The organism is Anaeromyxobacter terrae (assembly GCF_022690685.1).
GTDB lineage: Bacteria > Myxococcota > Myxococcia > Myxococcales > Anaeromyxobacteraceae > Anaeromyxobacter > Anaeromyxobacter terrae.
The window spans coordinates 1-26,444 of record NZ_JALCYY010000004.1 but is presented as its reverse complement, the minus strand read 5'-3'; the positions used below and the strand labels follow the sequence as shown (position 1 = coordinate 26,444).

Annotated in this window: 18 protein-coding genes; 9 read left to right on the top strand and 9 right to left on the bottom strand. The window is 74.0% G+C overall.

The genetic code is table 11. From position 1 onward, the window contains the following. The first annotated feature begins 134 nt into the window (after positions 1-134). Positions 135-347 carry a hypothetical protein gene (locus MNY62_RS02525; RefSeq protein ID WP_242342522.1) on the top strand — a complete coding sequence of 71 codons (213 nt, stop codon included), beginning with the start codon at positions 135-137 and terminating at the stop codon, positions 345-347. Between the two features lie 88 nt (positions 348-435). Here the strand turns inward: MNY62_RS02525 and MNY62_RS02520 are convergent, their stop codons facing one another. The 3 genes from MNY62_RS02520 to MNY62_RS02510 all read right to left on the bottom strand — a co-directional run bounded on the left by MNY62_RS02520 (position 436) and on the right by MNY62_RS02510 (position 5,440). Continuing rightward, positions 436-1,458, bottom strand: a complete 1,023-nt coding sequence (locus MNY62_RS02520; protein ID WP_242342521.1) for a ChaN family lipoprotein — start codon at positions 1,456-1,458, stop codon at positions 436-438. A 105-nt stretch (positions 1,459-1,563) separates the two neighbouring features. Continuing rightward, the gene (locus tag MNY62_RS02515) at positions 1,564-4,797 is read right to left on the bottom strand and encodes a C45 family autoproteolytic acyltransferase/hydolase (RefSeq protein WP_242342520.1); all 3,234 of its coding nucleotides are present in this window, start codon (positions 4,795-4,797) and stop codon (positions 1,564-1,566) included. A gap of 55 nt (positions 4,798-4,852) precedes the next feature. Then, a complete protein-coding gene (locus tag MNY62_RS02510) occupies positions 4,853-5,440 on the bottom strand; it encodes a tetratricopeptide repeat protein (RefSeq protein ID WP_242342519.1) in 588 nt (195 codons plus the stop codon). Positions 5,441-5,602: 162 nt separating this feature from the next. Here MNY62_RS02510 and MNY62_RS02505 point away from each other — a divergent pair, with 162 nt between their 5' ends. Beyond that, positions 5,603-6,148: a hypothetical protein gene (locus tag MNY62_RS02505; protein WP_242342518.1), complete on the top strand. Its 546-nt coding sequence runs from the start codon at positions 5,603-5,605 to the stop codon at positions 6,146-6,148. 7 nt (positions 6,149-6,155) lie between these two features. Here the strand turns inward: MNY62_RS02505 and MNY62_RS02500 are convergent, their stop codons facing one another. Continuing rightward, positions 6,156-7,265 (bottom strand): sensor histidine kinase, encoded by a 1,110-nt coding sequence (locus MNY62_RS02500; RefSeq protein WP_242342517.1) that lies wholly within the window; start codon positions 7,263-7,265, stop codon positions 6,156-6,158. A 175-nt stretch (positions 7,266-7,440) separates the two neighbouring features. On the opposite strand from MNY62_RS02500, the gene MNY62_RS02495 reads away from it, so the two are divergent. Together MNY62_RS02495 and MNY62_RS02490 are read left to right on the top strand one after the other, a co-directional pair. Beyond that, on the top strand, positions 7,441-8,631 hold the full coding sequence (locus MNY62_RS02495) for an acyl-CoA dehydrogenase family protein (protein ID WP_242342516.1): 1,191 nt from the start codon (positions 7,441-7,443) through the stop codon (positions 8,629-8,631). A gap of 238 nt (positions 8,632-8,869) precedes the next feature. Continuing rightward, positions 8,870-9,268: a tautomerase family protein gene (locus tag MNY62_RS02490; RefSeq protein ID WP_242342515.1), complete on the top strand. Its 399-nt coding sequence runs from the start codon at positions 8,870-8,872 to the stop codon at positions 9,266-9,268. A 61-nt stretch (positions 9,269-9,329) separates the two neighbouring features. Here MNY62_RS02490 and tdh read toward each other — a convergent pair whose 3' ends face one another. From tdh to MNY62_RS02475, 3 genes are all read right to left on the bottom strand, one after another. Then, positions 9,330-10,361, bottom strand: coding sequence for an L-threonine 3-dehydrogenase (gene tdh, locus MNY62_RS02485; RefSeq protein ID WP_242342514.1), 1,032 nt, complete (start codon positions 10,359-10,361; stop codon positions 9,330-9,332). Between the two features lie 22 nt (positions 10,362-10,383). After that, positions 10,384-11,577 (bottom strand): glycine C-acetyltransferase, encoded by a 1,194-nt coding sequence (locus tag MNY62_RS02480; RefSeq protein ID WP_242342513.1) that lies wholly within the window; start codon positions 11,575-11,577, stop codon positions 10,384-10,386. Positions 11,578-11,684: 107 nt separating this feature from the next. Then, entirely contained in the window at positions 11,685-13,559 is a 1,875-nt protein-coding gene (locus MNY62_RS02475) for a hybrid sensor histidine kinase/response regulator (protein WP_242342512.1), read from the bottom strand. Positions 13,560-13,813: 254 nt separating this feature from the next. Between MNY62_RS02475 and MNY62_RS02470 the strand changes: the two genes are divergently transcribed. Both MNY62_RS02470 and MNY62_RS02465 read left to right on the top strand, forming a co-directional pair. After that, positions 13,814-14,125 (top strand): GNAT family N-acetyltransferase, encoded by a 312-nt coding sequence (locus MNY62_RS02470; protein WP_242342511.1) that lies wholly within the window; start codon positions 13,814-13,816, stop codon positions 14,123-14,125. Between the two features lie 155 nt (positions 14,126-14,280). Next, positions 14,281-15,405: an esterase/lipase family protein gene (locus MNY62_RS02465; RefSeq protein WP_242342510.1), complete on the top strand. Its 1,125-nt coding sequence runs from the start codon at positions 14,281-14,283 to the stop codon at positions 15,403-15,405. Position 15,406: 1 nt separating this feature from the next. Here MNY62_RS02465 and MNY62_RS02460 read toward each other — a convergent pair whose 3' ends face one another. Continuing rightward, complete coding sequence (locus tag MNY62_RS02460; protein ID WP_242342509.1) at positions 15,407-16,108, bottom strand: PrsW family glutamic-type intramembrane protease; 702 nt, start codon at positions 16,106-16,108, stop codon at positions 15,407-15,409. Positions 16,109-16,231: 123 nt separating this feature from the next. After that, entirely contained in the window at positions 16,232-22,708 is a 6,477-nt protein-coding gene (locus MNY62_RS02455) for a hypothetical protein (protein WP_242342508.1), read from the bottom strand. Between the two features lie 513 nt (positions 22,709-23,221). Between MNY62_RS02455 and MNY62_RS02450 the strand changes: the two genes are divergently transcribed. The 3 genes from MNY62_RS02450 to MNY62_RS02440 form a co-directional block, all read left to right on the top strand. Next, the gene (locus MNY62_RS02450) at positions 23,222-24,718 is read left to right on the top strand and encodes an FAD-linked oxidase C-terminal domain-containing protein (protein WP_242342507.1); all 1,497 of its coding nucleotides are present in this window, start codon (positions 23,222-23,224) and stop codon (positions 24,716-24,718) included. Next, positions 24,715-25,929 carry an FAD-binding oxidoreductase gene (locus MNY62_RS02445; RefSeq protein ID WP_242342506.1) on the top strand — a complete coding sequence of 405 codons (1,215 nt, stop codon included), beginning with the start codon at positions 24,715-24,717 and terminating at the stop codon, positions 25,927-25,929. The genes MNY62_RS02450 and MNY62_RS02445 overlap by 4 nt, the downstream gene beginning before the upstream one ends. Then, the coding region (locus tag MNY62_RS02440; protein WP_242342505.1) for a (Fe-S)-binding protein at positions 25,929-26,444 on the top strand (516 nt) is incomplete at its 3' end. The genes MNY62_RS02445 and MNY62_RS02440, both read left to right, overlap by 1 nt.

The window sequence follows — 26,444 nt, the reverse complement described above, 5'->3', positions numbered from 1 at the left end:
CCCAGCACGGGGCAGCCGGCCGACACGCTCGGGGCGCAAACGTCCGATCCGGCCGCGAGGGGTTGCGGCACGACGCCGCGGTCGTCATGAGTTGCGCAGGCTCCGCTCCGGGGGCCCGAACGAAGGAGTGATCCATGAAGCTCGTTCTCCGCGCCGCCGCTGCGCTCGCGATCCTCGGCCTCGCGACCCCTGCCTTCCCGTGTGGCGAGAAGCAGATGACGACCGCGTCCTCGTCGTCCTCGACCACCGCCTCGACGAAGGGCAAGGAGGCCGTAGCGAAGACCGAGAAGAAGGCCCAGACGAAGACGGCCAAGGCGGCGCCTCAGAAGGCCACTGCCACCAACTAGTTTCGAAGCGCGGGCCCCCCGCATCGCCACGGGGGGTGGGCGCCGCCGGGCTCCGGGCCGGCGGCGCTCTTTTTTTCTCCCGCCGCCGTCAGGGCGCCTTGTGCTTCGTGAAGTCGTGACCGCGCAGCGCGAGGCACGGATCCTCACGCTCTGCGGCGGGCGTGAACACGACGAAGTCGAAGGGGAGCGGCCCCGTCCCGAACTCCGCGGCGTAGAGCGCCGGGTCGAGCTTCCCGGGCGAGACCTCGAACAGCCCCACCGAGACGACGCGCCGGCCCGGGCGCTCGCGCGCGAGCGCCGCCGGGACGCCGCGGTCGGTGCGGGCGTGGCCGTTGCCGGTCACGAGGATGGCTCCGCCGGCCGCCTCGCCCGCGGCGGAGAGCCGGCGCGCCATCTGCGCGTCCCGGGCGCGCTGCGCGAGCGCGAGCCGGTCGAGGATCGGGTCCGGCATCGGCGCGTCGCAGTGCGCGGCCTTCATCTCGGCGCGGAGCGAGGTGACGACCTCGGGCGGGAGCGGCTCCTCCTTCTCGAGCGCGCCGCGGAGCTCCGGGGTGAGCGCCTCGGAGCCCTTCATGGCGATCGCCTTCGCGAGGGGGACGGGCAGGTTCGCGCCGACGATCGGCATGCCCGCCTCGAGCCCGGCGGCGAAGATCGGCCGGTACGTCGCGAAGTCGTACCAGCCGCTGTGATTCCAGTCGACGGCCCGGGCGATCGCGTCGGGATCGCGGGGGGCGCGGGCGATCGCGGCGTCGATGGCGGGCTGGTCGTCCTCCTCCATCATCTCGAAGGCGAGGGCCGGCCGCTTCCCCGCCGCGCCGATCGCGCGCACGAGCCGGGCCTGCAGCAGGTGGTGGTCGAGGTTGTCGTGCATCTCGCCGAGCATCACGAGATCGGCCCCGTCGACCGCGCTCGTGAGCGTGGCCTCGTCGACGAGCCGCCCCGCGCGCGCGTCCCAGATCTTCCCCACGAGGGGGTGATCGCGGAGGCGCTCGGACACCCAGGTGCGCTCGGTGGAGATCGGCTCCTGCACGAGCTTCGGGTTCGGGCGGCTCGCGCAGGCGGCGGAGAGGAGGGCGAGGGCGGAGGCGGCGACGACTCGGTTCGGGCTCACCCCTCGACAGATAGCGCGTCGCGGCGAGCGACGCTCGTGTCCGGTGGGGCCGCCACGCACCTCGCGTGATGCGGGCCGGCCTCCGCCGGCTCCGGGCCCGCCGCGTCAGCGCGCCGCGGCCGACGGCGCGGCGCCCGCGTCCTCGAGCTTCACCGCGACGTCGAGCCGCTCGGTGCCGAGATGGCCGCGCTCCACCACCTCGCCGCCGCGCCACACCGTCCAGCCGGGCAGCCCGCGCTGCCAGGCGTGGGTCATCTGCCAGAGCTGGAGGCGCGAGTTCGCGAGGTACACGTAGAGCCCGCGCCGCGGGTTCCACGGGTTCCGCAGGGCGACCGCGAGCCCCTCGTCGGCGCGCCCGTGGAGCGTCCCGTCCCACCGGAAGAAGCCGCGCCCGGCCTCGAACGGCAGCTTGCCCTCGCGCGCGAGCCGCGCGACGAGCGCGTTGTCGGCGACGCCGCCGAGGACCACGAGGTCGTGCGCCGCGAGATCGGCGTCCGACACCTCGGCGTCCGGCGACAGCGACGGGAGGACCTCGGTGAAGGCGTCCGCCACGGTGTCGCGCCAGACGATCGCGAGCGAGTGGCCGGCCTCGACCTGGCGAGACGAGCCCCACACGAAGAGCGCGCCCGGGAAGTCGTCGAGGAGGTTCGGGAGCACGAACGGATCGTCGCGCCCCACGGCGGCGTCACCCGCGAGGGCGACGCGCAGCGGACGCTCGGGGAGCTCGAACGTGAACTTCTGGGAGGCGGCGGCGGGGATCTCGATCCGCTCGTACCGGACCGTCTTCTCGCCCCGGATCGCCAGCGTGGACACGAACGGCCAAGGGTCCCCGCGCTGCGCGACCTCCACCACGAGCCGGAAGCGTTCGCCCGCGCGCGTGGCCACGGCGGAGAGCGCGGGGTCCGGGAGATCCGCGCGCTCGATCCACGGTCTCACGAACGGAGCGACGTCGCGGCCCGCCGCGGCGGAGAACGTGCGCAGGAAGTCCTCGGTGCGCATCGGCCTCCCCGCGTAGCGCTCGTGCACCGCGCGCATGCCCCTGGCGAACGCCACGTTCCCGAGGAGGAGCCGCAGCTGGTGCAGCGCGAACGTCCCGCGGATGCGCGGGATCTGGTACGGGCCGTAGCGATCGTAGGCGAGGGAGAGCCGGGCCGGGGCGGCCGCGCCCTCGCGCAGCGTGAGCCAGGCGAGCCGCGCGGACAGGTCGTCGAGGCCTCCGCGGAGCGCCTCGAGCGCCTTCGCGGGCTCCTCGGGGAGCTTCGCGAGCAGGGCGTGGTACGCGGCCGAGCCGCTCGTGAACCACGCGTCCGCGTCGGTCGCGGGGAACACCGTGTCCTTCCAGAGCAGCTTCGGGTCGTAGGCGAGCGCCGGGGCGATCCCGGCGAGCTCCGGCTTCGGCCGCGCGTCGGGCGCGGGCGCCGCGCCGGACCCGGGGCGGGCGGCGTCGCGCGCCGCGCGGGCGCGGGCGAGGCCGTCCGCCACGACGATCGGGCTGAAGGCCGTGTAGCCGAGCGTGAGGTGCGGGATCGCGTCCGGGAGGTCGGCGGGGATCCACCGCCCGCCCACCCACTTCTCGCGGAGGGTCGTCTTCCCGTAGTGGGCGAGGAACACGAGCTTCTCCGCCATCTCCGCGGTGGTGAGCTTGCCGTCGCACGCGTGCGGACGGTTCAGGGGCGACGATGCCCAGAGCCGCACGCCCGCCTCCAGGTCGATCCCGCCCCGGCCGTGCTCGCGGTAGAACTCCTGGAAGGCGATGTCGCGGTTCCAGGCCGGGAAGTTGACGTCCACCGGGGCGTCGCCGGGCCCGAGGGTGAGCTCGCGCCTCACCGCGGGATCGCGGGCGTTGTTGTTGGCCCACACGAAGTCGCGGAGCCCGCCGGGCGTGTCGCCGCGCCGCCCGCGCGCGCCGGTGCGCCAGAGGCGGCTCGTCCTCGTCCCGAGGAGCAGGCACGCGCCCTCGTCCGTCTTGGCGTCCGCGATCGTCCAGTCGTTCGAGTAGAGCCCGTTGTTCCCGGTGCGCAGCAGCGCGGCGACCTCGTCGATCGACGACCCGTACTGCGCCGCCTTGCGGATCCGGTTCGACTGCGGGGTCCCGTCCGGAGCGAAGGGCGTCTGGCCCACGGTGGTCTCGCCGATCACGATCCCTGCGCCGTTCAGGTACCAGTCGGACCCAGAGTGGATCCCGCCGGGGAAGGTCTGCATCACGAGCCGGTGGCCCTTCGCCGGCAGGACGTCGAGCACCACGTCCCAGTGCACGCCGGTGTAGCCGTTCCACATGAAGAGCTGGCCCATGACGAAGCGGCCGCTCCGCGTCGCCGAGCGGGTGGCGACGAACGAGGAGCAGCGATCGCCCTCCGCCTGCGCCGTCTCGTCCTCCGCCTTCACGAAGCTCCGGCCGCTGAGCGGCGTGCGCGAGACCTGCAACGCGTCGTCGAGCTGGCCGAGGTCCACTGCCGAGTTGAGCGCCGCCACGTCGAGGAGGTCGAGCGGGCGGCCCTTCCAGCGCGCTCCCGCCTTCGCGGCGCCATCGGCGATGCCCTTCATCTCCTCCAGGTACTCGGCGTCGTACTTGCGGAGCATGAGCGCGTCGGTGAGCCGGCGGAGGTCGTTCCAGCCGCGCTCCGGGTCGGCCTTGTCGTGCAGCGTGGCGACCTTCGCGAGGAAGCGCGCGATCTCGGCCGAGACGAGCTCGCCGTACTGCGCCCCCCGGGCGTACGGCTCGCCCTCCACGTGGACGAAGATCCAGCCGCCGTCGTCGTAACGGAACCCCTTGCCCGCCCAGCGCACGGTCTCGAGCGGGACGTACTCGGTGACGTCGGCCACCGGCTCGAGCCGCACGTCGTCGAACACCGCCTCGCCGGTGGCGCGTCCGTTCCGGCCGAGGTGCAGCGCGACGCGGTCCTCGGGCGCGAGCGCGAAGAACAGGAGCGAGAGCCGCCCCTCGCCGCTCGAGGCCGCCGGGGGCGAGCAGTTGGTGAACGGGGTGCTCGCCATCGCCACGCACGCGCCGAGCGCGGTGGGGTAGCGGGCGAGCGGATCGGCGCGCACGCCGCGGGTCCGCACCCAGGCGGACAACCGGTAGAGCTTGCCGACCTCGAGCCGCACGGGCGCGGAGGCGACCGTGACCTCGGCGCCCGCGGCGGGAGCGGTGATCGCGAGCGCGCGGGTGCCCTCTGCGCGCACGGCGTCGGTGACGGCCACGCGCGCCCCTTCGCTCGCGCGGACGGTCCAGGCCGGGGGCGGCGCGCCGGGCGCGCCCGCCTCGAACCCGGGGTCCTGGAGGGAGAGGAGCGCAGGCGCGGCGGCGAGGGCCGAGGCGAGCAGGGCGGAGACGGGCATGCCGCGATTGTCGCGGATGCCCGCCCCGCTCGCCAGCGCGTGCGCGCGCTCGGGCCTACTTCGCGCTCTTCAGCTGCTCGAGCTGGGTGCGCGCCTGGATCGCCTGCCCGCTGCTCGGGTCGGTGGCGACGACCTTCTCCCACGCCTCGATCGCCTTCTTCGGCTGCTTGAGGTCGTACGCGTAGACGACGCCGAGGTTGAAGAGGCTCTGCAGGTGGCGCGGGTTCGCCTCGTTCGCCTTCTTGAAGTTCTCGACCGCCTTGTCGAACTGGCCCAGCGCCCGGTACATGACGCCCTGATCGGTGAGGACGTCCGAGTTGTTGGGCTGCGCCTCGAGCACGTGGGCGTAGGCCTCGACCGCCTTCTGCGGCTGGTTCGTGTCGAAGTAGTCGTTCCCGAGCTGCGACCAGGCCTGGACGTTCTTGGGGTCCTGCGCGACGGCCTGCTGGAGCATGGCGATCCGCTGCTGGGCGTTCACGCCTCCCGGAGCGCCGGGCATGCCGGCCGGCGCGGGCGCGCCGGCGGGCGCGGCGACGACCGGCGGGCGCGAGCTCCCGCCCCCCATGCTCGAGCCGACCGAGTAGCCGATGATGAGGCCGGCGAGCACGCCGACGAGCAGCGCGATGACGGTGTTCTTGTTCAACGGACTTCCTCCTCATTTGCGGACCGGCGGGTCCGGACGTGCGATTCTCGCACAGGAGCGTCCCGCCAGGTACGCCACCTCGCCCGGTGCGGCCCGGCGGCGCAGCGAGGCGGCGGTCGAGGGGCGCGCGGGTGCACGGAGCGGTGCACGGTGAGGTGAACCATGCGGAGCACGTCCCTCGAGCCTCTCGTCGTCGCCGCCCTCTGTGCGGCCCTCCCGGCCTTCGCGGCGGCGGCGCCGCCGGCCGGCGAGTACCGCGTCGCCGCCACCGTGCGTGTCCACGCCGGGGGCGTGCTGGATCGCGAGGTCCGCGAGGACGCACGGGCGGTGCTCGCCCCGGCCTCGGCGGGGCGCGTCCGGGTCAAGCTCTCCGCGCGGGGCAAGACCTGCGAGCTCTCCGCCCGCGCCGGCGAGCAGGGCGAGCTCACGTTCGCCCCGGGACAGCGCTGCGCGCTCGCCCTCGACGAGGAGGACGTTCGGGGGCGCGTGGAGGCGACGCTCGGCTCCGGCACCGGGCGCGCGCAGGGAGACGCGCTCACGCTCGCGCTCGACTGGCAGCTCGTGGGCACCGTGAGCCTGCGCATGGGCGGCGAGCGGATCGAGGTGATGGGGAGCGAGATCGCGGTCCCGGCGGGCTGGGCTCCCGAGGTGCCCGTGCGCGGCACGGCCGACGCGCGCGCGCAGGGCAGGCGCTCGGGGGCGCGGTAGCCGCCGGCTACCGCCGGAGCGGCAGCCGGATCGCGAACACCGTCCCGCGCTCCGGATCCGAGCTGAACGAAACCTCGCCGCCGAGGACCTGCTCGCCGAGGAGCTTCATGCCGTAGGTCCCGAGGCCGCGGCCGCGCGCGGCCTTGGTGCTGAACGAGCGCTGGAAGATCCGCGCCTGCACCTCGGGCGGGATGACGCCGGCGTTGTGCACCTTCAGCGTGGCCTCGCCGCCCGCTGCCCCGCACGCGACCCGGACCTCGCCGCCGGAGGGGCTCGCCTCGAGCCCGTTCATGACCATGTTCACGAGGACGCGGAGGAGGAGCGACGCGTCCGTGTGCAAGACGAGCTCGGCGGGCGCGGGAGCGATCGCGAGCCGCCGCTCGCGCGCGGCCGCGTGCGACGAGAACACCGCCTCGAGCTCGGCGAGCAGGTCCGAGGCGCGAACGGGCGCGGGCTCGAGGACGAGCAGGCGGCGCTCGGCGAGCAGGAGGGCGCGGTGATCGCGGATCTCGCGCTCGAGCTGGCCGGTCAGCTGGTCCATCCGCTCGAAGGCGGCGGCGGGCTGCACGGTGCCGCGCCTGACCCGCGCCGCCCAGCCGCGGAGCCCGGCGACGGTGTTGAGGACGTCGTGCAGGAAGAGCTGCTCGAGCGCGTCGCGCCGCTTCTCGGCGGAGACGTCGCGCAGGGACATCGCGGTGAAGCGGTGGCCCTCCACCTGGAGCGGCGTCGCGCGGACGTTGAGCTCGAGGGCGGCCCGGCCCGGCAGCTCGCTGCGCAAGAGACACTCCGCCTCGAGCGAGCGCGCCTCGCGCTGGGAGCACAGCATGGCGGTGAGCGCCCCGCACTGCCGGCACGCGGGCGACGCGCCGCAGTCCCCCGCCGCGCGCGCGTTCACGCAGCCGAGCGCCTCGCCCATCCGGAGGCCCGCGAGCGCCGCGGCGTCACCGGCGAGCTGGCCGCGATCGTTCGCCGCGACGATCTGGCGCTGCGCGTTGACCACGAAGACCGCGCCGTCGGCGGCGTCGAGCACCGCCGTCACGACGGGGCTCCGGCGCGCGAGCTCGATCTCGCGGAGGACCTGCTCCGGCGGGGCGCGGCGCGCGTCGGGGAGGGCCATGGGCCCGGAGCTCTGGTCGCACGCGGCGCTGTCGAGATCCGAGGACATGAAACGGCGAGGATAACCGGGACACGGCCGGGCCGTCTCCCCCCGCCCGCGACCGGGTGCTCGCGGGTCCCGTCCTCTAGGGACGCCGCGCTTGACCGGCGCGGCGGGCTCTCCGCAAGCTAGCGGGATGAAGATCGCAACACCCGCCCCCGTCGATCTGTTCCAGGTGCAGGACCGGCTGTCTGACGAGGAGCGACTCGTCCGCCGCGCCGTCGGCCGCTTCGTGGACGAGAGGTTCCTCCCGCTCGTGCAGCGCCACTTCCGCGCCGGGACCTTCCCCCTCGAGCTCGTGCCCGAGATGGGCGCGCTCGGGATCTTCGGGATGACGCTCGAGGGCTACGGCTGCGCGGGCGCCTCGGCGATCGCCTATGGCGCGGCGATGCAGGAGCTCGAGCGCGGCGACTCGGCGCTGCGCAGCTTCGCGTCGGTGCAGGGCGCGCTCTGCATGTACCCCATCCACGCGTACGGCTCGGAGGCGCAGCGCGCCCGCTTCCTGCCGCCGATGGCGCGGGGCGAGCTCATCGGCTGCTTCGGCCTGACCGAGCCGGACTTCGGCTCCGATCCGGGCGGGCTCCGCACCCGCGCCGTGCGCGACGGCGACGCGTACGTCCTCGACGGCGCGAAGGCCTGGATCACGAACGGCAGCCTCGCCGACGTGGCGGTGATCTGGGCCAAGGTGGGCGGCCCGGACGCCCGCGCGATCCGCGGCTTCCTCGTGGAGAAGGGGACGCCCGGGTTCACCGCGCGAGACGTCGAGGGCAAGCTCTCCCTGCGCGCGTCGGTCACCTCGGAGCTGCACCTCGACGGCGTGCGCGTCCCCGCCGAGAACGTGCTGCCGGGGACCGAGGGGCTCGGGCTCCGCGCGCCGCTCTCGTGCCTCTCGAAGGCGCGCTACGGGATCGCGTGGGGCGCGGTGGGCGCGGCGATCGCCTGCTTCGAGTCGGCGCGCGCCTACGCGCGGGAGCGGATCCAGTTCGCACGTCCGATCGCGTCGTTCCAGCTCGTGCAGGAGAAGCTCGTGGACGTGTGGGAGGGGATCGTGAAGGGCCAGCTCCTCGCGCTCCGCCTCGGCGAGCTCGAGGACCAGGGCGGCGCGACCGCCGCGCAGATCTCGATGGCGAAGCGCGCGAACGTGCGGATGGCGCGCGACGCGGCGCGCACCTGCCGCGAGATCCTGGGCGCGGCCGGCATCGTGGACGATCACCCGCCCATGCGGCACATGGCCAACCTGGAGTCCGTCTACACGTACGAGGGGACCCACGACGTGCACACGCTGGCGCTGGGGAGGGCGGCGACGGGGATCGACGCCTTCACCTAGCTCGGCGAACGATACCGGGCCAGCGGCGGGCGTCCTCGCTCCTTGCGCCTGCGGCGCACTGCCAGGCGCCGCTGTGCGCGGCTCGAACAAGATGAGCGCCTCGGCGCGCGTCGCTGCGGGTGCCCGCCTCGGCGCCTGCGGCGTACGGTCTGGACTCCGCTCCCGCCCGGGCCGTCGCGCCGGGCGCGCGCTCCGTTACTCGATCCGGCGCGGTCTTCCCTCTCCCCGGAGCGCGCCGATGCCCCACCTCTCCTTCGACCTGAACTTCGCACCCACCGCCGAGGAGAAGCGGCGCTTCGCGGAGGCCGTCGTCGGCCACTTCGCGAGGGTCATGGACACCGGCACCGATCACATCGGCATCACGCTCCGCTCCTACGGCCGGGACGACCTCGTGTTCGGGCGCGCGGAGCAGCCGGAGAGGGGCATCGCCTTCCTCGACGCGGACATCCGGCGCGGGCGGACCGCCGATCAGAAGCGTCGGCTCGCCCTCGCGATCATGGACGAGCTCGAGCGGACCTGGCGCGTGCCGAAGCGCAGCGTCTACGTCGTGTATACCGAGCACGACGGCGAGAACTTCCAGCTCGAGGACCGCGTGCTGCCGTCGTGGTCCGAGGGCGAGGACCCGCTCGCAGGCTGACCGCCTCGGCGAACGGCACCGGGCCTGCGGCAGGCGTCCTCGCGCCTGCGGCGCTCCTCTTCTACGTCCCCCAGTCCAGCACGACCTTGCCGGACTGGCCGCTCCGCATCACGTCGAAGCCGCGCTGGAACTCGTCGATCGGGAAGCGGTGCGTGACGACGGGCGAGATGTCGAGCCCGCTCTGGAGCATCGCGACCATCTTGTACCAGGTCTCGTACATCTCCCGGCCGTAGATGCCCTTCAGGAGGAGGCCCTTGAAGACGACCTGGCTCCAGTCGATCGCCTCCTCCCCCGGCATGATCCCGAGGAGCGCGAGCTTGGCGCCGTGGTTCATGACGTCGAGCATCTGCCGGAACGCGCGACCGTTGCCGCTCATCTCGAGCCCGACGTCGAACCCCTCCTTCATCCCCAGGTCCTTCATCACGCCGCGCAGATCCTCGCGCGCGACGTTCACCGCGCGCGTCGCGCCCATCTTCCGCGCGAGGTCGAGCCGGTAGTCGTTCACGTCGGTGACGACGACGTGGCGGGCGCCGACGTGGCGCGCGATCGCGACCGCCATCACGCCGATGGGGCCCGCGCCCGTGACGAGCACGTCCTCGCCGACGAGATCGAACGAGAGCGCGGTGTGGGTGGCGTTGCCGTAGGGATCGAAGATCGAGGCCACGTCGTCCGGGATGTCGTCCGGGATCCGGTACACGTTGCTCGCCGGGATCACGAGGTACTCGGCGAACGAGCCGGGCCGGTTCACGCCGACGCCGACCGTGTGGCGGCAGAGGTGGCGCCGGCCGGCGCGGCAGTTCCGGCAGAACCCGCAGGTGACGTGCCCCTCGCCGGAGACACGGTCTCCCGGCTTGAAGGCCTCGATCTCTGCGCCCACGGCGTCCACCACGCCCACGTACTCGTGCCCGACGATCATCGGCACCGGGACCGTCCGCTGGCTCCACTCGTCCCAGTTGTAGATGTGGACGTCGGTCCCGCAGATCGCGCTCTTCCGGACGCGGATGCGCACGTCGTGGACGCCGACCTCCGGGACGGGCGCGTCCCGCACCATCCAGATGCCCTCGGCCCGCTCCGACTTCATCAGCGCCTTCATCGATGTCTGCCCTCGTTGCCTGTCAGCGGATGACGCCGAGCGCGCGCCCGACCTTGGAGAAGGCGGCCACGGCGAAGTCGAGGTCCTCCCGCGAGTGCGCGGCGCTCATCTGCGTGCGGATGCGCGCCTGGCCCTTCGGGACGACCGGGAAGAAGAAGCCGATCGCGTACACCCCCTCGTCGAGGAGCCGCCGCGCGAACTCCTGCGCCAGCGGCGCCTCGTGCAGCATCACCGGGATGATCGGGTGCTCGCCCGGGAGGAGCTCGAACCCGAGCTTCGTCAGCTCGGCGCGGAAGTACGCCGCGTTCTCGCGGAGCCGCCGGCGGAGGTCGTCGCTCTGCTCGACGAGGTCGAGGACCTCGAGGCTCACCGCCGCGATCACCGGCGCGAGCGTGTTCGAGAAGAGGTAGGGCCGCGCCTTCTGCCGGAGCCACTCCACCACCTCGCGCGAGCCCGCCACGTAGCCGCCCGACGCGCCGCCGAGCGCCTTGCCCAGCGTGCCCGTGACGAGGTCCACCCGGCCCATCACCCCGAAGTGCTCGGGCGTGCCGCGGCCCTTCTCGCCGATGAACCCCACGGCGTGGCTGTCGTCCACCATGACGAGCGCGCCGTGCCGCTCGGCGGCCTCGCAGATGGCCGGCAGCTTCGCGAGGTACCCGTCCATCGAGAAGACGCCGTCGGTGACGACGAGCTTGAAGCGCGCGCCCCCGGCGTCCGCCTCGGCGAGCTTCGCCTCGAGATCGGCCATGTCGCCGTTCGCGTAGCGGTAGCGGCGCGCCTTGCACAAGCGGATGCCGTCGATGATGGAGGCGTGGTTGAGCGCGTCCGAGACGACCGCGTCCTCCTCGCCGAGCAGCGCCTCGAACACGCCGCCGTTCGCGTCGAAGCAGGACGAGAACAGGATCGCGTCCTCGAACCCGAGGAACCGGGCGATGCGCGCCTCGAGCTCCTTGTGGACGTCCTGGGTGCCGCAGATGAACCGGACCGACGAGAGGCCGAAGCCGTGGCGCGGCAGCGCCTCCTGGGCGGCCTTCACGAGCTCGGGCCGGCCGGCGAGGCCGAGGTAGTTGTTGGCGCAGAGGTTCACGACGCGCCGCCCGTCCGCCTCGACCCAGGCGCCCTGCGGCGTGGTGATGATCCGCTCGCGCTTGAGCAGGCCGTCGGCCTCGAGCTGGCGGAGCTGCGAACGGAGGTGGTCGGTGAAGGCGGCGTTCATGGGGACCCTCGAACGGTTCGGGCCCCCGGTTTAACCGATTTCCGGCTGGGGCGCCTCTCCGCGCGCGTCACCCGCCTGGAGGGGGCGAGCGGTCGGGCGTGTCGGGCTCAGACGCCGCGCGCGGAGGCGGCGAGGACCGCGCCGAGCTCCTCGAGCGAGACCGGCTTCGCGAGGTGCCGGTCGAACCCGGCGCGCGCCGCCTTCTCGACGTCGTCCGGCAGCGCGTAGCCGGAGAGGGCGACGAGGAGGGTCGTGGCGAGCTCCGGGTCGCCGCGCAGGGCGCGGGCGACCTCGTAGCCGTCCATGAGCGGGAGGCCGATGTCGCAGAGGACGAGGTCGGGCCGGGTCGCGCGAGCGAGCGCCACGCCCGCGCGCCCGTCGGGCGCGATCTCGACCTCGTGCGCCGCCCCGGAGAGCAGATCGCGCAGCATCTCGGCGGCGTCGGCGTTGTCCTCGATGACGAGCACGCGCCGCGGCTGGCCCAGGGCGAGCGGGTCCCGGGGCGCCTCCGGCGCGGGGGCGTCCTGGGCCGCGAGCGGCAGCGCGAGGGTGAACTCCGCGCCGCGGCCCGCCCCGCCGCTCGTGACCTCGACCGAGCCGCCGTGCAGCTCCACGAGGGATCGCACGAGGTAGAGCCCGAGCCCGAGCCCGCCGCGCGCGCGGTCGAGCCCGGCGTCCGCCTGCACGAACGGGGCGAACAGGCGCGGCAGGAGCGCCGGGTCGATGCCCTCGCCGTCGTCGGAGATGGACAGGAGCGCCCGGTCCGCCTCCTGCCGCAGCGCCACCGTCACGCTGCCGCCGCCGTGGGTGAACTTCTCGGCGTTCGCGAGGAGGTTCCCGATCACCTGCGCGAGGCGCGTCGGGTCGCCGTCGACGTGGAGGGACGCGCCGCCTCCCTCGATCCGCAGCGCGACGCCCTGCGCCGCGAGCAGGTCCGCGTGATCGTCGGCGGTCTGGCGCGCGAGCGCGGCGAGATCGACGCGCTCCCGCCGGAGCTGGATCTTCCCGTGCGCGACGCGCGTCACGTCGAGGAGGTCGTCCACGAGGCGCGCGAGGTGATCGGTCTGCCGGCGGACCACCTCGCGCGCGCGGATCGCCTCGGGTCCCCCCGGCGTGGCGCGATCGAGGACGGCGAGCGCGGTGCGCACCGGGGCGAGCGGGTTGCGCAGCTCGTGAGAGAGCATCGCGATGAACTCGCTCTTGCGCCGGTCCTCCGCCCGGAGCGCCTCCTCGGCGGCGACGCGCTCCGTGGTGTCGACGCCGGCCTCGACGAGGTGCCAGTGGTCGAGCGGGAAGATCGACGTCAGGTAGTGGCGACCGTCCCACGCGAAGCGGCGCTCGAAGGTGCGGCCACAGCCGCTCGCCATCACCTCGCGAGAGGCGTCGAGGTCGTCCGCGATCGCCTCCGCGCCGAAGAGCTCCGTCGCGCGCCGGCCGGCGACCTCGTGGAGCGGCGCGCCGAGGAGCCGGAGCGCCTCGCGGTTCGCGTCGGAGAGCACCCAGTCGACGATCCGGCCCGCGCCGTCGCGGACCACCGTGTAGACGAAGACGTGCTCGCGCAGCTCGTCGAAGAGGCGGCGGTAGCGGGCGCCGCCCTCGAGCCCGGGCCCGGGCGCAGCCTCGGCGGTGACGTCGCGCAGCGCCAGGAGCCGGCCGAGGCCGCCCTCGAGCGGGACCGCGGTGACGCGCCCCTCCCACCACGCCTCGCGTCCGTTCACGATCCGCGGCCGTCGCGGCAGCTCGCGCCGCTCGCCCGCGGCGAGCGGCTCGCTCAGCGCGCGCGTGAGCGCGCGGTCCCAGGGGAGGAGCTCCGCCACCTCGCGCCCGAGCGCCTCGTCGGAGAGGTGGCCGGTGACGCGGAGCCACTCGGGGTTGGTCCGGAGGACCTTCCCCGCGGCGCTCACGAGGCAGAGGCCGATGGCGGCCTGCTCGAACAGCGCCTCCACGAGTCCGTCCGCTGCGGTGCCCCCATCGCTGCGCACGTTGGAACACCTCCGCTGCAGGTGTAGGGCGGATGATACCCGGGGGGTGGGTCGCCGTCACATTCCGGGCCGTCCCGCGAATCGGGGAAGGGCAGTTGGGGGCCTTCGACGTCGCTCCGCCGCGGGCGCGGCGTCGCGGCGCACGGGATGAACGGCCTCTCGGTCCGTCGCGGTCGAGGTCGAGGTCGGGCCGCTCGCCAGTGTCCCCGATCCCGGCGTGCGTCCGCCGGGATCGCTCCTTACGCTCAACGACCATGAGCGACACGAACCTCGAGGCGGGCGGGCTCGACGTGCGGCACGAGGAGCAGGGCGGCCGCGGCGCGTTCTACGTCGAGCAGGGCGGGCGGCGCGTGGCGGAGCTGACGTACGCGGGCGAGGGCGGCGGTCGAGCCGTGATCGAGCACACCGAGGTGTCCGACGTGCTGCGGGGGCAGGGCGTCGCGCGGAAGCTCGTGGACGCGGCCGTGACCTGGGCCCGCGCGAGCGGAACGCGCATCGTGCCGATCTGTCCGTACGCGCGGGCGGTCTTCGACCGCGACGCCTCGCTGCGCGACGTGCTCGTCTGATCACGGGCCGCGTCGCGCGGAGACGCTGCGCGACCTCGCCGGTGTCTCTGCGCGTGACGAGCGCGTGGCTCGATCGGGGCCCCGCATCCCTCGTTCCCGCGTCGCGCCACGCCTGGGAAGCCGGTGGCGCGCGCGAGGGCGGCTAGATTTCCCAGGTGAGCGGGCCGCACCACCTCCTCCTCGTCCCAGGCTTCTTCGGGTTCGCGAGCCTCGGCGACTTCGCCTACTTCGGCCACGTCCGCGAGTACCTGTCCGAGATCGGGCCCGCGCTCGGCATCCGCGGCGAGGTCCGGGTCGTGCGGACGATCCCCACCGCGTCACTGCGGATCCGCGCGGCGCGGCTCGTGGAGAGCATCGACGAGCTCCTCGACGAGAAGGGGGGCGCCGTCAGCGTGATCGGCCACTCGAGCGGCGGCCTCGACGCGCGCCTCGTGGTCACGCCCGACGTGTCGCTCCCGTCGCCCCTCGACGTCGAGCGCTGCGCGCGTGCGGTCCGCACGGTCGTGACCGTCTCCGCCCCGCACCACGGCACGCCGGTCGCGCACCTCTTCAACAACCTCCTCGGCCAGCAGCTGCTGCGGCTCCTGTCGGTCCTGACGATCTACGTCATCCGGGCCGGCCGGCTCCCCATCGGCCTCGGCCTGCGCGTCGCCCGTCTCCTCCGGCGTCGCGACGCGGCGCCGGGCAGCCTCGTCGACCAGCTCCTGAAGGAGCTCCTCGCCGACTTCTCGCGCGATCGCCGCGAGGAGATCGAGTCGTTCTTCTCGAGCCTCGGAAAGGACCAGGATCTGGTCGGCCAGATCACCCCCGGCTCGATGGACGTGTTCAACGCTGCGACGCACGACCGCCCCGGCGTGCGCTACGGCTGCGTGGTGACGCGCGCGCGGCCGCCGGGGCTCCGCTCGGCCATCGGCGCCGGCCTGAACCCGTACGCGCAGACGACGCACGCCGTCTACGTGGCGCTCTACCGCGTCGCGTCCCGCACGCCCGTCGCGCACCAGCCGCGGCTCACCCGCGCGCAGGCGGCCACCCTGCGCCGCGCGTACGGGTGGCGCACCGACGCGCGCGCGAACGACGGGATGGTCCCGACCCTGAGCCAGGTCTGGGGCGACGTCATCCACGCGGCGTGGGCCGATCACCTCGACGTCATCGGCCACTTCCACCACCCGACGCACGTGCCGCCGCACTTCGACTGGCTCACGAGCGGCAGCGGCTTCGACCGGCAGCAGTTCGAGCGCGTCTGGCGAGAGGTCGCGGCGTACGTGGCCGCGGGCATGTGAGCTACGGGCGGACGGCGCTCTGGCGTGCCACCGCGACCGGCGCCTCGACGCCGCGCGCCGGGAGGCGCGTGCGGAGGAAGAGCCAGAGCGGCGCGGCGAGGAGCGCCGCGCCGTAGCCGAGCTTCCCGGCGCCGGAGGCGAGGCTGAGGTCTCCCGCGGCGTGGAGCGCCGCGGACAGGGCGAGCCCGCCCGCGAGGGAGCCCCACGCGCCCCGCCCGCCACGCGCGACGGCAGCGACGCCGAGGCCGATGGGGAGCGCGAGCATCGCGTGCGCGGCGGGGCCGAGCGCCACGCGCGCGAGCGCGACCGGCGAGTCCCAGCCCTGGAGCGTCGTGAGCGCCTCGAGCGCCGCGAACCCGGCCGAGACGCCGACCGCCGCGCCCATCACGGTCCGCGTCCGCCACCCCCGCTCCACGACGAGGAGCAGCCCCGCGAGCTTCGCGCCCTCCTCGACGAGGCCGATCAGGCCCGCGAGCGGCGCGGCCTCGGCGAGATCGGCCCCGGCGAGCCGCTCCCACTGGACCCGCGCGCCCACCCCGTCCAGGAGGTCGTAGGCGATCACGGCGAACCCGAACGCCGCCGCACCCCCGAACAAGGAGTGAAGGGCGAGGCCGCGGACCACCCCCGCCCGTCGCGCCGCGAGGGAGGCCCAGACGAGGGCCGAGGACAGACACGCGGCGGCGAGGAGGAGCTCCCACGGCATGGAGCCAAGGTGGGAGCAGGGCGGACGTCCGGGCGAGCCCCCGTGCGGACGTCGGCCCGGAGAGGGCACGCGGCCTGCGGCCGCATGATCTCACCGGGGGCTGCTCGCGAACTGCCCCGTCGCTCAGGGCGTGAACGTGGAGGTCAGCGTCGTCGCGTCGCTGCCCACGTTGGAGGACCGGTTGGGCGCGGTGTCGAGCTGCTCCGGCGTACGCGCGTACGCGGTGATCTCGACGTAGTACGTCTTGCCGGCGACGACGAGGCCCGCCGGCAGCGTGATCGAGCGGCCCGTGACGGCCCAGGTCGCGACCGCCCGCGTCGCGCTCGCGGTCCCCGCGGCGTACAGCTCGCGCAGGGTGACGCCGTAGCTCGAGGGCGCACCCACCGTCGGGGCGGACCAGGCGATCGTCGGGGTCGTGCCGACGGCGCCGAGCGGGCCGAGGGCGTCGAGCCCGTTCACGAGCGGCGCCTGGACGGGGCCGACCGCCGGCACGATCGGCGACGGGGGCGCGGGCAGCATCGGCTCGCGCCGCGCGATGGTCGCGAGCGCGTCGAGCGCGGTGACGGCGCCCGGCGCGGTGTAGCTCACGCGGGCCGTGAACGTGGCCGCTCGCGACTCCGACCAGAGCGCAGAGTCCAGATACCGGCCGTAGACGATCGGCGGAGTGAGCGCGGTCAGATCCACGTCCGCGGTGGCGGCCGGCTGGACGAGACGGAAGAGCTCGAGCGCGCCGCCGGCGGCGACCGGGGCCGGGCTCGAGAGCGCGTAGGGGTGCGCACGGACGACGAGCGCGTGCGGGTTCGAGGCGGGCTGGGCGCCGGGGCCCATCGACGCGAGGAGCCCCTCGAACTGGCTCGTGCGCCAGTCGATGGTGAGCGTCCCGGTCTGCGTCGTCGTGCCGAGCGGCGCGGTGAGGCTCGCGGCGACCCCGCTCGTCATGTCGGCGCCGAACGTCGTCGCGGCATAGCGGGTCACCGCCTGGTAGGCGAACGCGCGGACCCCGCTCGTCACCGTCGAGGTCGAGAGCTGGTGCACCCAGACCGCGTCCGTCCCGCCGACGAGGTTCAGCGCCCGCCCGATCGAGCTCGCCGACCAGTCCTCCACGACGCTGCCGCCCACCTCGCCGGCGAGGATCTCCGCGCCGGTGATCGGCGCGTCCCACGCGTCCACGTCGGGCGCGGCGAGCTGCACGTCGTCGCTGTCGATCCAGCCGGAGAGCCCGGAGACCGAGATGGTGACCGGCGTCGGGGCGCTCGCGGCGGTGGCCTCGCGGCCGAGGACGTCGTAGCCGAGGTCGACGGTGCTCGCGGAGGTCTCGTAGAAGTGCGTGACGCCGGCGCCGTCCGTGAACGCGAGGGTGTACGCGCCCGGGGGAACGCCCGAGATCGAGAAGGAGCCCGACGGCGAGAACGAGCCGGGGTAGCGCGTGCCGTCCGGCCCGATCGCCTCCACCTGCGCGGTGAGCGAGACGACGTCCGGCGCGACCGTGGTCGTCTGACAGGGCGCCGCCGTCGAGCAGCCGAGGCCCGTCGTCCAGCGCGTGACGAGCCGCGTGCCGCTGACGACGCGGATGCACGATCCCGACCGGCAGACGAGGTCCGTGCCGCAAGTGGCGCCCTCGTTCGCCGCGACCGTGCCGTTGTCGCAAACCTGCGCGCCCGTCGCGCAGGAGGTGACGCCCGCGACGCAGATGTTCGGGTTGGTGGTGCAGGCGGCGCCCGCGGTGCAAGCGACGCAGCTCCCGCCGTTGCACACCTGGTTCGTGCCGCACGAGCTGCCGTTCGCCTTCACGGTGGTCGTGTCGGCGCAGGTGAGGGAGCCCGTGGAGCAGGACTCGACGCCGTCCACGCAGGGGTTCGGGTTCGTCGAGCACGCGCCGCCCGCCGCGCAGGCCACGCAGGCGCCCGCGTCGCAGACCTGGTTCGTGCCGCAGCTCGTGCCGTTCGCGAGGTTCGTCGTCGTGTTCTCGCAGGTCTGGGTGCCGGTCGAGCACGAGGTCGTCCCGGCGGCGCACTTGTTCGTATTCGTCGCGCAGGCCGCCCCCGCGGTGCACGCGGTGCAAGTCCCGCCGTTGCAGACCTGGTTCGCGCCGCAGGTCGTGCCGTTCGCGAGCGGGGTGGTCGTCGCGACACAGGTCTGGGTGCCGGTCGAGCACGAGGTCTGGGACACGACGCAGGCGCCCGCGGGCGTGCAGTCCGTGCCGGCGACGCAGGAGCTGCAGGTGCCGGCGTTGCAGACGAGGTTCGTCCCGCAGGTCGTGCCGTTCGACTTCGGCGTCGCCGTGTCGACGCAGGTCTGGGTGCCGCTCGTGCAGGAGGTGGTGCCGTCGAGGCACGGGTTCGGGTTCGTGGTGCACGGCAGGTTCGCGGTGCAGGTCGAGCAGACGCCTCCGTTGCACACCTCGTTCACGCCGCAGGTCGTGCCGTTCGCGAGGACCGTCGCCGAGTTCTCGCAGGTCTGCGTGCCGGTCGTGCACGAGGTGGTGCCGGCCCGGCACCGGTCGGAGTTCGTCGAGCAGGCCTGGTTCGCGGTGCAGGCCGAGCAGGCGCCGCCGTTACAGACGAGGTTCGTCCCGCAGAGCGTGCCGTTCGGCTCCGCCGTCGCCGTATCCACACAGGTGGACGTCCCGGTGGAGCAGGAGGTCGTGCCGGTGTGGCACGGATCGGGGTTCGTCGTGCAGGCGACGCCCGCCGTGCAGGGCGAGCAGACGCCGGCGCTGCAGAAGAGGTTCGTCCCGCAGCTCGTGCCGTTCGCGAGCACCGTCGTCGAGTTGACGCAGGTCGAGGTCCCGCTCGAGCAGGAGGTCGTGCCGGCGAGGCACGGGTCAGGGTTCCCGGAGCAGGAGAGCCCGGCGGTGCAGGCGGAGCACACGCCGCCGCTGCAGACCTGGTTCGTCCCGCAGGCCGTCCCGTTCGTCTTCGGCTTCAGCGGATCGTCGAGGCACGCCTGGGTGCCGGTCGAGCAGGAGGTCGTCCCGCCGAGGCACGTGCTCGGGTTCGTCGCGCAGTCGAGCCCCGCGGTGCAGGAGCCGCACACGCCGCCCGAGCAGACCATGTTCGTCCCGCAGCTCGTCCCGTCGCCCTTCGGCGTCGAGTCGACGCAGACCTCGGCCCCGGTCGAGCAGGACGTCACGCCGTTGAGGCAGGCGGCGCCCGGGTTCGTGGTGCAGGCGGTGCCGGCGGTGCAGGCGGAGCAGGCGCCGGCGCTGCAGACGAGGTTCGTGCCGCAGGAGGTGCCATTCGTGACGGCCGTCGAGGTGTTCTCGCAGGTCTGCACGCCCGACGAGCAGGAGGTGAGGCCGGTGACGCAGGGGTTCGAGTTCGTCGAGCAGGCGGTTCCGGCCGTGCAGGCGGTGCACGTCCCCGCGTTGCAGACCTGGTTCGTGCCGCAGGTGGTGCCGTTCGGCGCGGGCGTCGCGGTGTCGACGCACGTCTGCGAGCCGGTCGAGCACGACGTCGTGCCGAGGAAGCACGAGCCCGGGTTCGTGCAGGAGAGGCCCCCGGTACAGGTGGTGCAGGCGCCGCCGTTGCAGACCTGGTTCAGGCCGCAGCTCGTCCCGTTCGGCTTCGCCGTCGAGTCGAGGCAGGTCTGGGTGCCGGTCGAGCAGGAGGTGACGCCGTCGTGGCAGGCCGCGTCCGGGTTGGCGGTGCAGGCCGCGTTCGCCGTGCAGGCGCTGCACGCCCCGCCATTGCAGACCAGGTTCGTGCCGCACGTGGTGCCGTTCGTCTTCGCGGCGCCGTCGATGCAGGTCTGGGTGCCGGTGGCGCACGAGGTGACGCCGTCGTGACAGGCCGTGTCCGGGTTCGTCGTGCAGGCGAGGTTCGCCGTGCAGGCGGAGCAGACGCCGCCGCTGCACACCAGGTCCGTTCCGCAGGCGGTGCCGTTCGCCTTCGCCGCGCCGTCGACGCAGGCCTCGGTGCCGGTCGAGCAGGAGGTGACGCCGTCGTGGCAGGCGGGATCCGGATTCCCGACGCAGGCGGTGCCGGCGGTGCAGGCGGAGCACGTGCCGCCGCTACAGACCAGGTTCGTGCCGCAGGTGGTGCCGTTCGGCTTGGGCGTCGAGTCGATGCAGGTCTCGGTGCCGGTCGAGCAGGACGTCACGCCCGTCAGGCAGGCGGCGTTCGGGTTCGTCGAGCAGGACAGGCCCGCGGTGCAGGCGAGGCACGCCCCGCCGTTGCAGACCAGGTTCGACCCGCAGCTCGTGCCGTTCGGCTTGGGCGTCGAGTCGACGCAGGTCTCGGTGCCGGTCGAGCAGGAGGTGACGCCCGTGAGGCACGCGGCGCCCGGGTTCGTCGCGCAGGCGAGGCCCGCCGTGCAGGCGCTGCACGTCCCGTTGAAGCAGACCTCGGGGACGCTCGGGTTCACGTCGCAGGTCGTGCCGTTCGCGATGATCGTCGTCGTGTCGATGCACCGCTCGGTGCCGGTGGAGCAGTCGGACACGCCCGCGACGCACTTGTTGGGGTTCGTCGAGCAGGCGGTGCCAGCGGTGCAGGCGGAGCAGGTCCCGCCGTTGCAGACCTGGTTGGTGCCGCACACGGTGCCGTCCGGCAGGTTCGTCGCCGTGTTCACGCAGGTCTGGGCGCCCGTGGAGCAGGAGGTCGTGCCCGCCACGCAGTTGTTCGGGTTCGTGGAGCAGGACAGCGCGGCCGTGCAGGCGATGCAGGTGCCGGTGCCGTTGCAGACCTGGTTCACGCCGCAGGTCGTGCCGGCTGCGATGCTCGTCGCCGTGTTCTCGCAGGTCTGCTGGCCGGTGGCGCAGGAGAACGTGCCCGCGACGCACGGGTTCGCGTTCGTAGAGCAGGTGCCCCCGGCCGTGCAGGCGTTGCACGTACCGTTGAGGCACACCTCGGGGACGCTCGGGTTCACGTCGCAGGTCGTGCCGTTTGCGATCGGCGTGGTCGTGTCGACGCAGAGCTCCTGGCCGGTGGCGCAGGACGTCGTGCCGGCGACGCACTTGTTGGGGTTCGTCGCGCAGGCGGTGCCGGCGGTGCAGGCGGAGCAGGTGCCGTTGTAGCAGACCTCGGGGACGCTCGGGTTCACGTCGCAGGTCGTGCCGTTGGCGATGTTCGTCGCGGTGTTCTCGCACGTCTCCGCGCCCGTGGCGCACGAGGTCGTTCCCGCGACGCACTTGTTCGCGTTCGTGGAGCAGGCCACGCCCGCCGTGCACGCGATGCAGGTGCCGGTGCCGGTGCAGACCTGGTTCGTACCGCAGGAGGTACCGGCGGCGATGGGCGTGGCCGTGTCGACGCACACCTCCTGCCCGGTCGCGCAGGAGGTCGTTCCGGCAACGCACTTGTTGGGGTTCGTCGCGCAGGTCACACCGGCGGTGCAGGCGACGCAGGTCCCGGTGAAGCAGACCTGGTTCGTGCCGCAGGTCGTGCCGTTCGCGAGCGACGTGCCGGTGTCGGTGCACACCTTGAAGCCGGTGTCGCAGGTGATCCCGCCCACGTGGCAGACGTTGGTGGGCGTGCACGCCTCGCCGACCGTGCACGCGTTGCACACGCCGTCGCCGCAGACCAGGTTCGTCCCGCAGTACGTGCCGTTCGTGACGTTGCCGTTCTCGACGCAGAGCGGGAGGCCCGAGTCGCAGCTGATCGCGGCGGTCTTGCAGATGTTCGTGGACTGGCAGACCTCTCCCGGCACGCAGCGCTCGAAGTGCCAGTCGGCGTCGATGGTGCCCTGGGTCCCGCAGTCGATGCGGTACTGGCCGAGGACCTTGTCCGTCTGGATCACGGGCGGCGCGAGGTAGGCCCGCGCGCACTGGAGATAGTTGATGCCGACGTTGTCGAAGACGACGTACGAGAAACCCGGCACCTGCGTGCCGGTGTCCGTGGTGCAGGCGGTGTCCCAGACCCCGCTCGCGCCCCAGCGGAAGCGGGTCGGGTTCGAGAGGATCTCGGCGATGTTCGGCCCGACGTCCTGCGTCGCCGCGGTGGGGGTGCAGGTGGCGCCCGGGATGGAGATGGGCGAGTCGACGGTGATCCGGCCGGACTGGAGGTAGTAGTTCGAGCTCGAGTCGCCGCTCTCGAAGTAGAGGCGCGAGATCCCGTGCGCCACGACGCCGTCGCGAGTCGAGGAGATCTGGAACACGCCCGAGAGGTCGCGATCGGAGGGGGCGGGGATGAGCGCCCAGTCGCTGAAGTGCGTGGTGGTCGCGACGACGGTGTGCGCGACCGGATCGCGCCGGACGCCGGGGACCCGGACCCAGAAGCCGGAGGGATCCTGGGTCGCGACGGCGAGGTCGAAGACGGACACGTCGGGATCGACGCGGAAGATGAGCGCGACGGGCGCGGAGAACTTCGTTCCCTCCGGTCCGAGCCGGTAGGCCGAGCCCGTGCCGTTCGGCGCGTGGTTCGTGATCTCGGTGATGGTGATGTCGATGGGCGACGCGATCGCGCCCGCCGGGACCGCGACGACGAGCCCGCCGCCGCGCGCGGTGACGTTCCCTCCGACCGGGCTCACCGCGCCCTGGGTCCCGTCGCTCGTCGGCGTCCCGGGCGTCGTGGGGGAGGGGGGCGACGCGGCTTCGCGGGTGCCGCACGCCGCCGAGATGAGCAGCGCGGCCGCGATCGCCCGGGCGAGGAAGCGGGTGCGGAGCATGTGGCCGGAAACTATCACGCCACTCCTTCGCGGGGGCGGGCGCCACCAGGCCGAGCCTACTGGCCGCGTGGCAAAACGCCGCGTGTAAGGCACTCCGGTTCAAGGCCGGCGGAACCCGCGCCAGCCCGGACTCTCGCTGAACGATGGATGCGCTCGACTTCTTCCGCCGGGTCGCGGGCGGGTCCGACCGGTTGGGTCGACGATTGACACAGCGTGTCGCCGCTGGGAGGCGCGCGGCGCGACGCGGGCTTCAGCCCATGCCCGGTTCCGAGGTCGTCTTCTTCCCCCCTTCCTCCTGGGGTGGCCCCTGGAATGGACCGAGATCGTCGTCACCTTACATGCCGATCCTCATCCCGCTCCTTCGGCCACTTCGCGAACGACCCGCTGCTTCCCCGTCCTGCTCGTGTCGGTGAACCTCAAGACCGCGTTCCTGTCGCCGCCCGTCGCGATGGCGGGGGTTTGCCTGAAGGGGGCCACGGCGATCGTGCCCTGGCTCCCGGAGGCGCTCGACCCGTGACTGCCCGGAGCGCAGCGGGGGAGGCGGCCCGACGGGAAGGCGTCGGCGCACGGTCCCTCGCTCGCCAGCTCGCCGGGATCGTGGGGCCGCGGAACGTCGTCGTCGATCCCGCGGAGCTGCTCGTGTACGAGTGCGACGGCCTGACCCACGGGCGCGTGTGCCCCGAGCTCGTCGTGCTCCCGGGCTCGACCGAGGAGGTCGCGGCGGTCGTCCGGGTGGCGCGCGACGCGAACGTACCCCTCGTGCCACGGGGCGCGGGGACCGGCCTGTCCGGCGGGGCCCGTCCGGTGCCGGGCTGCGCGGTCGTCTCGCTCTCGCGCATGCGGCGCATCCTCGCGCTCGACCTCGAGAACGGCTGGGCGCGCGTGGAGCCCGGGGTCATCAACCTCGACGTCACGCGCGCGGTGGCCGGCGACGGCTTCTACTACGCGCCCGATCCCTCGTCGCAGAGCGTCTGCTCGATCGGCGGCAACGTCGCCGAGAACTCCGGCGGCGCCCACTGCCTCAAGTACGGCTTCACGACGAACCACGTGCTCGCCGCCCGGGTCGTCCTCTCCGACGGCGCCGTCGTCGACCTCGGCGGCCCGGCGCCGGACGCGCCGGGCTACGACCTGCTCGCCGCGCTCGTCGGGAGCGAGGGGATGCTCGGGGTCGTCACCGAGGTCACGGTGCGGCTCCTGCGCAAGCCCGAGACCACGCGGACCTTCTTCGCGACCTTCCCCTCCACCGACGAGGCGGGCGCGGCGGTCTCCGGCATCATCGCGGCGGGCATCCTCCCCGCGGCGATCGAGATGATGGACCGGCTCGCGATCGTGGCGGCCAAGGCCGCGACCGGGCTCGACTGGCCCGACGTGGGCGCGGCGCTGCTCATGGACGCGGACGGGCCGCGCGCAGAGGTCGAGCACGTCTCGGCGCGGGCCATCGAGATCGCGCGCGCGGCGGGTGCGCTCGAGGTCCGCGTGCCGCGCGACGAGGCGGAGCGGCAGCTCATGTGGAAGGGGCGCAAGTCGGCGTTCGCGGCGGTGGGCCGCATCAGCCCGAGCTACCTCGTCGAGGACGGTGTCATCCCGCGCTCCGAGATCGCGCGCGTGCTCCGCGACATCGCGCGCCTCGCCGACGAGGCGGGGCTCCGGGTCGCGAACGTCTTCCACGCCGGGGACGGGAACCTCCACCCGCTCGTGCTCTACGACGCGCGCGTGCCGGGCGAGGAGGAGCGCGCGGCCCGGCTCGGCGGCGAGATCCTGCGCCTGTGCATCCGCTACGGGGGCTCGATCACCGGCGAGCACGGCGTCGGCGCCGAGAAGGCGGCGTACATGGCGGAGCAGTTCGGGCCGGACGATCTCGACACGATGCAGCGCGTCCGCTGCGCCTTCGACGGCGCCGCGCTCATGAACCCGGGCAAGGTCTTCCCGACGCCGCGCCTCTGCGGCGAGAAGCCCGGCCCCTACCGCCCCCACCCCGCGGAGGTGGCCGGGCTCGCGGAGCGCTGGTGAGCGGCGTACGCGCGCCGGTGGACGGCGACGCCGTCCTGGGCCTCTCCCCGCGGGTGGCGCTCGAGCCCGCCTCGCTCGACGAGGCGGCCGACGCGATGCGCGCGCTCGCCCGCGACCGGGCCGCGGTGACGTTCGTCGGAGGCGGCACGGATCTCGAGCTCGGCGCGCCGCCGGCGCGTCTCGACGCGGTGCTCCACACGAGGCGGCTCGACCGCGTCCGCGAGCACGCCCCCGCCGACCAGATCGTCGCGGTCGAGGCGGGCATGACCGTCGCGGCGCTCCAGCGCCACCTCGCGCCGCACGGGCAGCGGCTGGCGCTCGACCCGCCGCATCCGGAGCGCGCGACGGTGGGCGGCGTCGTCGCCGCGAACGCGTTCGGCCCGCGCCGCACGCGCTTCGGCACGGTGCGCGACCTCGTCATCGGGGTGACGATCGTCCGGGCGGACGGCGTCGTCGCGCGCGGCGGCGGCAAGGTCGTGAAGAACGTGGCGGGGTTCGACCTCCCGCGGCTCCTCTGCGGCTCGCTCGGCTCGCTCGGGCTCCTCGCCGAGGTGGTCTTCCGGCTCCATCCGCTGCCCGAGGCGTCCGCCACGGTCGCCGTCCCCGGCCTCGCTCCGGCGGAGGTCCGCGCCCTCGCGCGCGCCGCGCTCGACGCGCGGCTCGATCCGGTCGCGATGGCGGCGCTGCAGGAGGGCGACCGGTTCCGGCTCGCGATCCGCTTCGAGGGGTTCGGCCCGGGCGTGCACGAGCAGGCCGAGCGGCTCCTCGCCCTCGACGCGCGGGGCGAGCGGATCGAGGGCGCCGACGAGGCGGCGCTCTGGGCGCGGCACGACGCGCTCCGCCTCGCGGGCGACGTGCGGGCCAAGGCCGCCTTTCCGCCCGCCGCGCTCGAGGGCGCGGTGCGGGCGCTCGAGCCCGTCGTCGCGACGCTCGCCGCGGGGGCGCTCGTGCTCCACCCCGCGCTCGGGATCGCGTTCGTCGCGGGAACGCTCTCGCGCGCCGAGGCGACCGGGCGGGCCATCGCCGCGGCGCGCCCCGCGCTCCGGCCGGGGAACGGCTCGCTCGTGCTCGCCGCCGCGCCGGCGGCGCTGCGCGCCGTCGCGGATCCGTGGGGCGACCCGCCGCCCGCGGTCGAGGTGATGCGCAGGCTGAAGCGTGAGCTCGATCCGGACGGGCGGCTCGCGCCCGGGCGGCTGGCGGGAGGGATCTGATGGCGACGGCAGACGACGCGCGCATCGCCACGCAGCGGACCGTCGCCCGCGACGCGCGCGGCGTCCCCGCCGAGGACCGCGGGACGAGCCGCAGCGGCGGCGAGCCGGCGCGCGCGCGGAGCCCCGCGGACGACTGCGTCCACTGCGGCTTCTGCCTGCCGGTCTGCCCCACCTGGCAGAGCTGGCAGGAGGAGATGGACTCGCCGCGCGGCCGCATCGACCTCTTCCGGGCGCTCGAGGACGGCCGCGTCGCGATGTCGCCCATCGTCGCCGAGCACTTCGACCGCTGCCTCGGCTGCATGGCGTGCATGACCGCGTGCCCCTCGGGCGTGCGCTACGACCACGTCATCGAGGCCGCGCGCTTCCGGGTGGAGCGCGAGCTCAGGCGCACGCCGGCGGACCGGCTGCACCGCGCCGGCGTCTTCGCGCTGTTCCCGCGCCCCGCGCGGCTGCGCGCCGCGGCGCTCCTCCTCTGGGCGTGGCGCGCGAGCGGCCTGCAGCGGCTCGCGCGCCGG

Bases quoted from the DNA above. Each gene is read 5' to 3' on its own strand.
- MNY62_RS02525 (WP_242342522.1), top strand. From the start codon at position 135: ATGAAGCTCGTTCTCCGCGCCGCCGCTGCGCTCGCGATCCTCGGCCTC.
- MNY62_RS02515 (WP_242342520.1), bottom strand. From the start codon at position 4,797: ATGCCCGTCTCCGCCCTGCTCGCCTCGGCCCTCGCCGCCGCGCCTGCG.
- MNY62_RS02505 (WP_242342518.1), top strand. From the start codon at position 5,603: ATGCGGAGCACGTCCCTCGAGCCTCTCGTCGTCGCCGCCCTCTGTGCG.
- MNY62_RS02500 (WP_242342517.1), bottom strand. From the start codon at position 7,265: ATGGCCCTCCCCGACGCGCGCCGCGCCCCGCCGGAGCAGGTCCTCCGC.
- MNY62_RS02495 (WP_242342516.1), top strand. From the start codon at position 7,441: ATGAAGATCGCAACACCCGCCCCCGTCGATCTGTTCCAGGTGCAGGAC.
- MNY62_RS02490 (WP_242342515.1), top strand. From the start codon at position 8,870: ATGCCCCACCTCTCCTTCGACCTGAACTTCGCACCCACCGCCGAGGAG.
- tdh (WP_242342514.1), bottom strand. From the start codon at position 10,361: ATGAAGGCGCTGATGAAGTCGGAGCGGGCCGAGGGCATCTGGATGGTG.
- MNY62_RS02480 (WP_242342513.1), bottom strand. From the start codon at position 11,577: ATGAACGCCGCCTTCACCGACCACCTCCGTTCGCAGCTCCGCCAGCTC.
- MNY62_RS02470 (WP_242342511.1), top strand. From the start codon at position 13,814: ATGAGCGACACGAACCTCGAGGCGGGCGGGCTCGACGTGCGGCACGAG.
- MNY62_RS02460 (WP_242342509.1), bottom strand. From the start codon at position 16,108: ATGCCGTGGGAGCTCCTCCTCGCCGCCGCGTGTCTGTCCTCGGCCCTC.
- MNY62_RS02455 (WP_242342508.1), bottom strand. From the start codon at position 22,708: ATGCTCCGCACCCGCTTCCTCGCCCGGGCGATCGCGGCCGCGCTGCTC.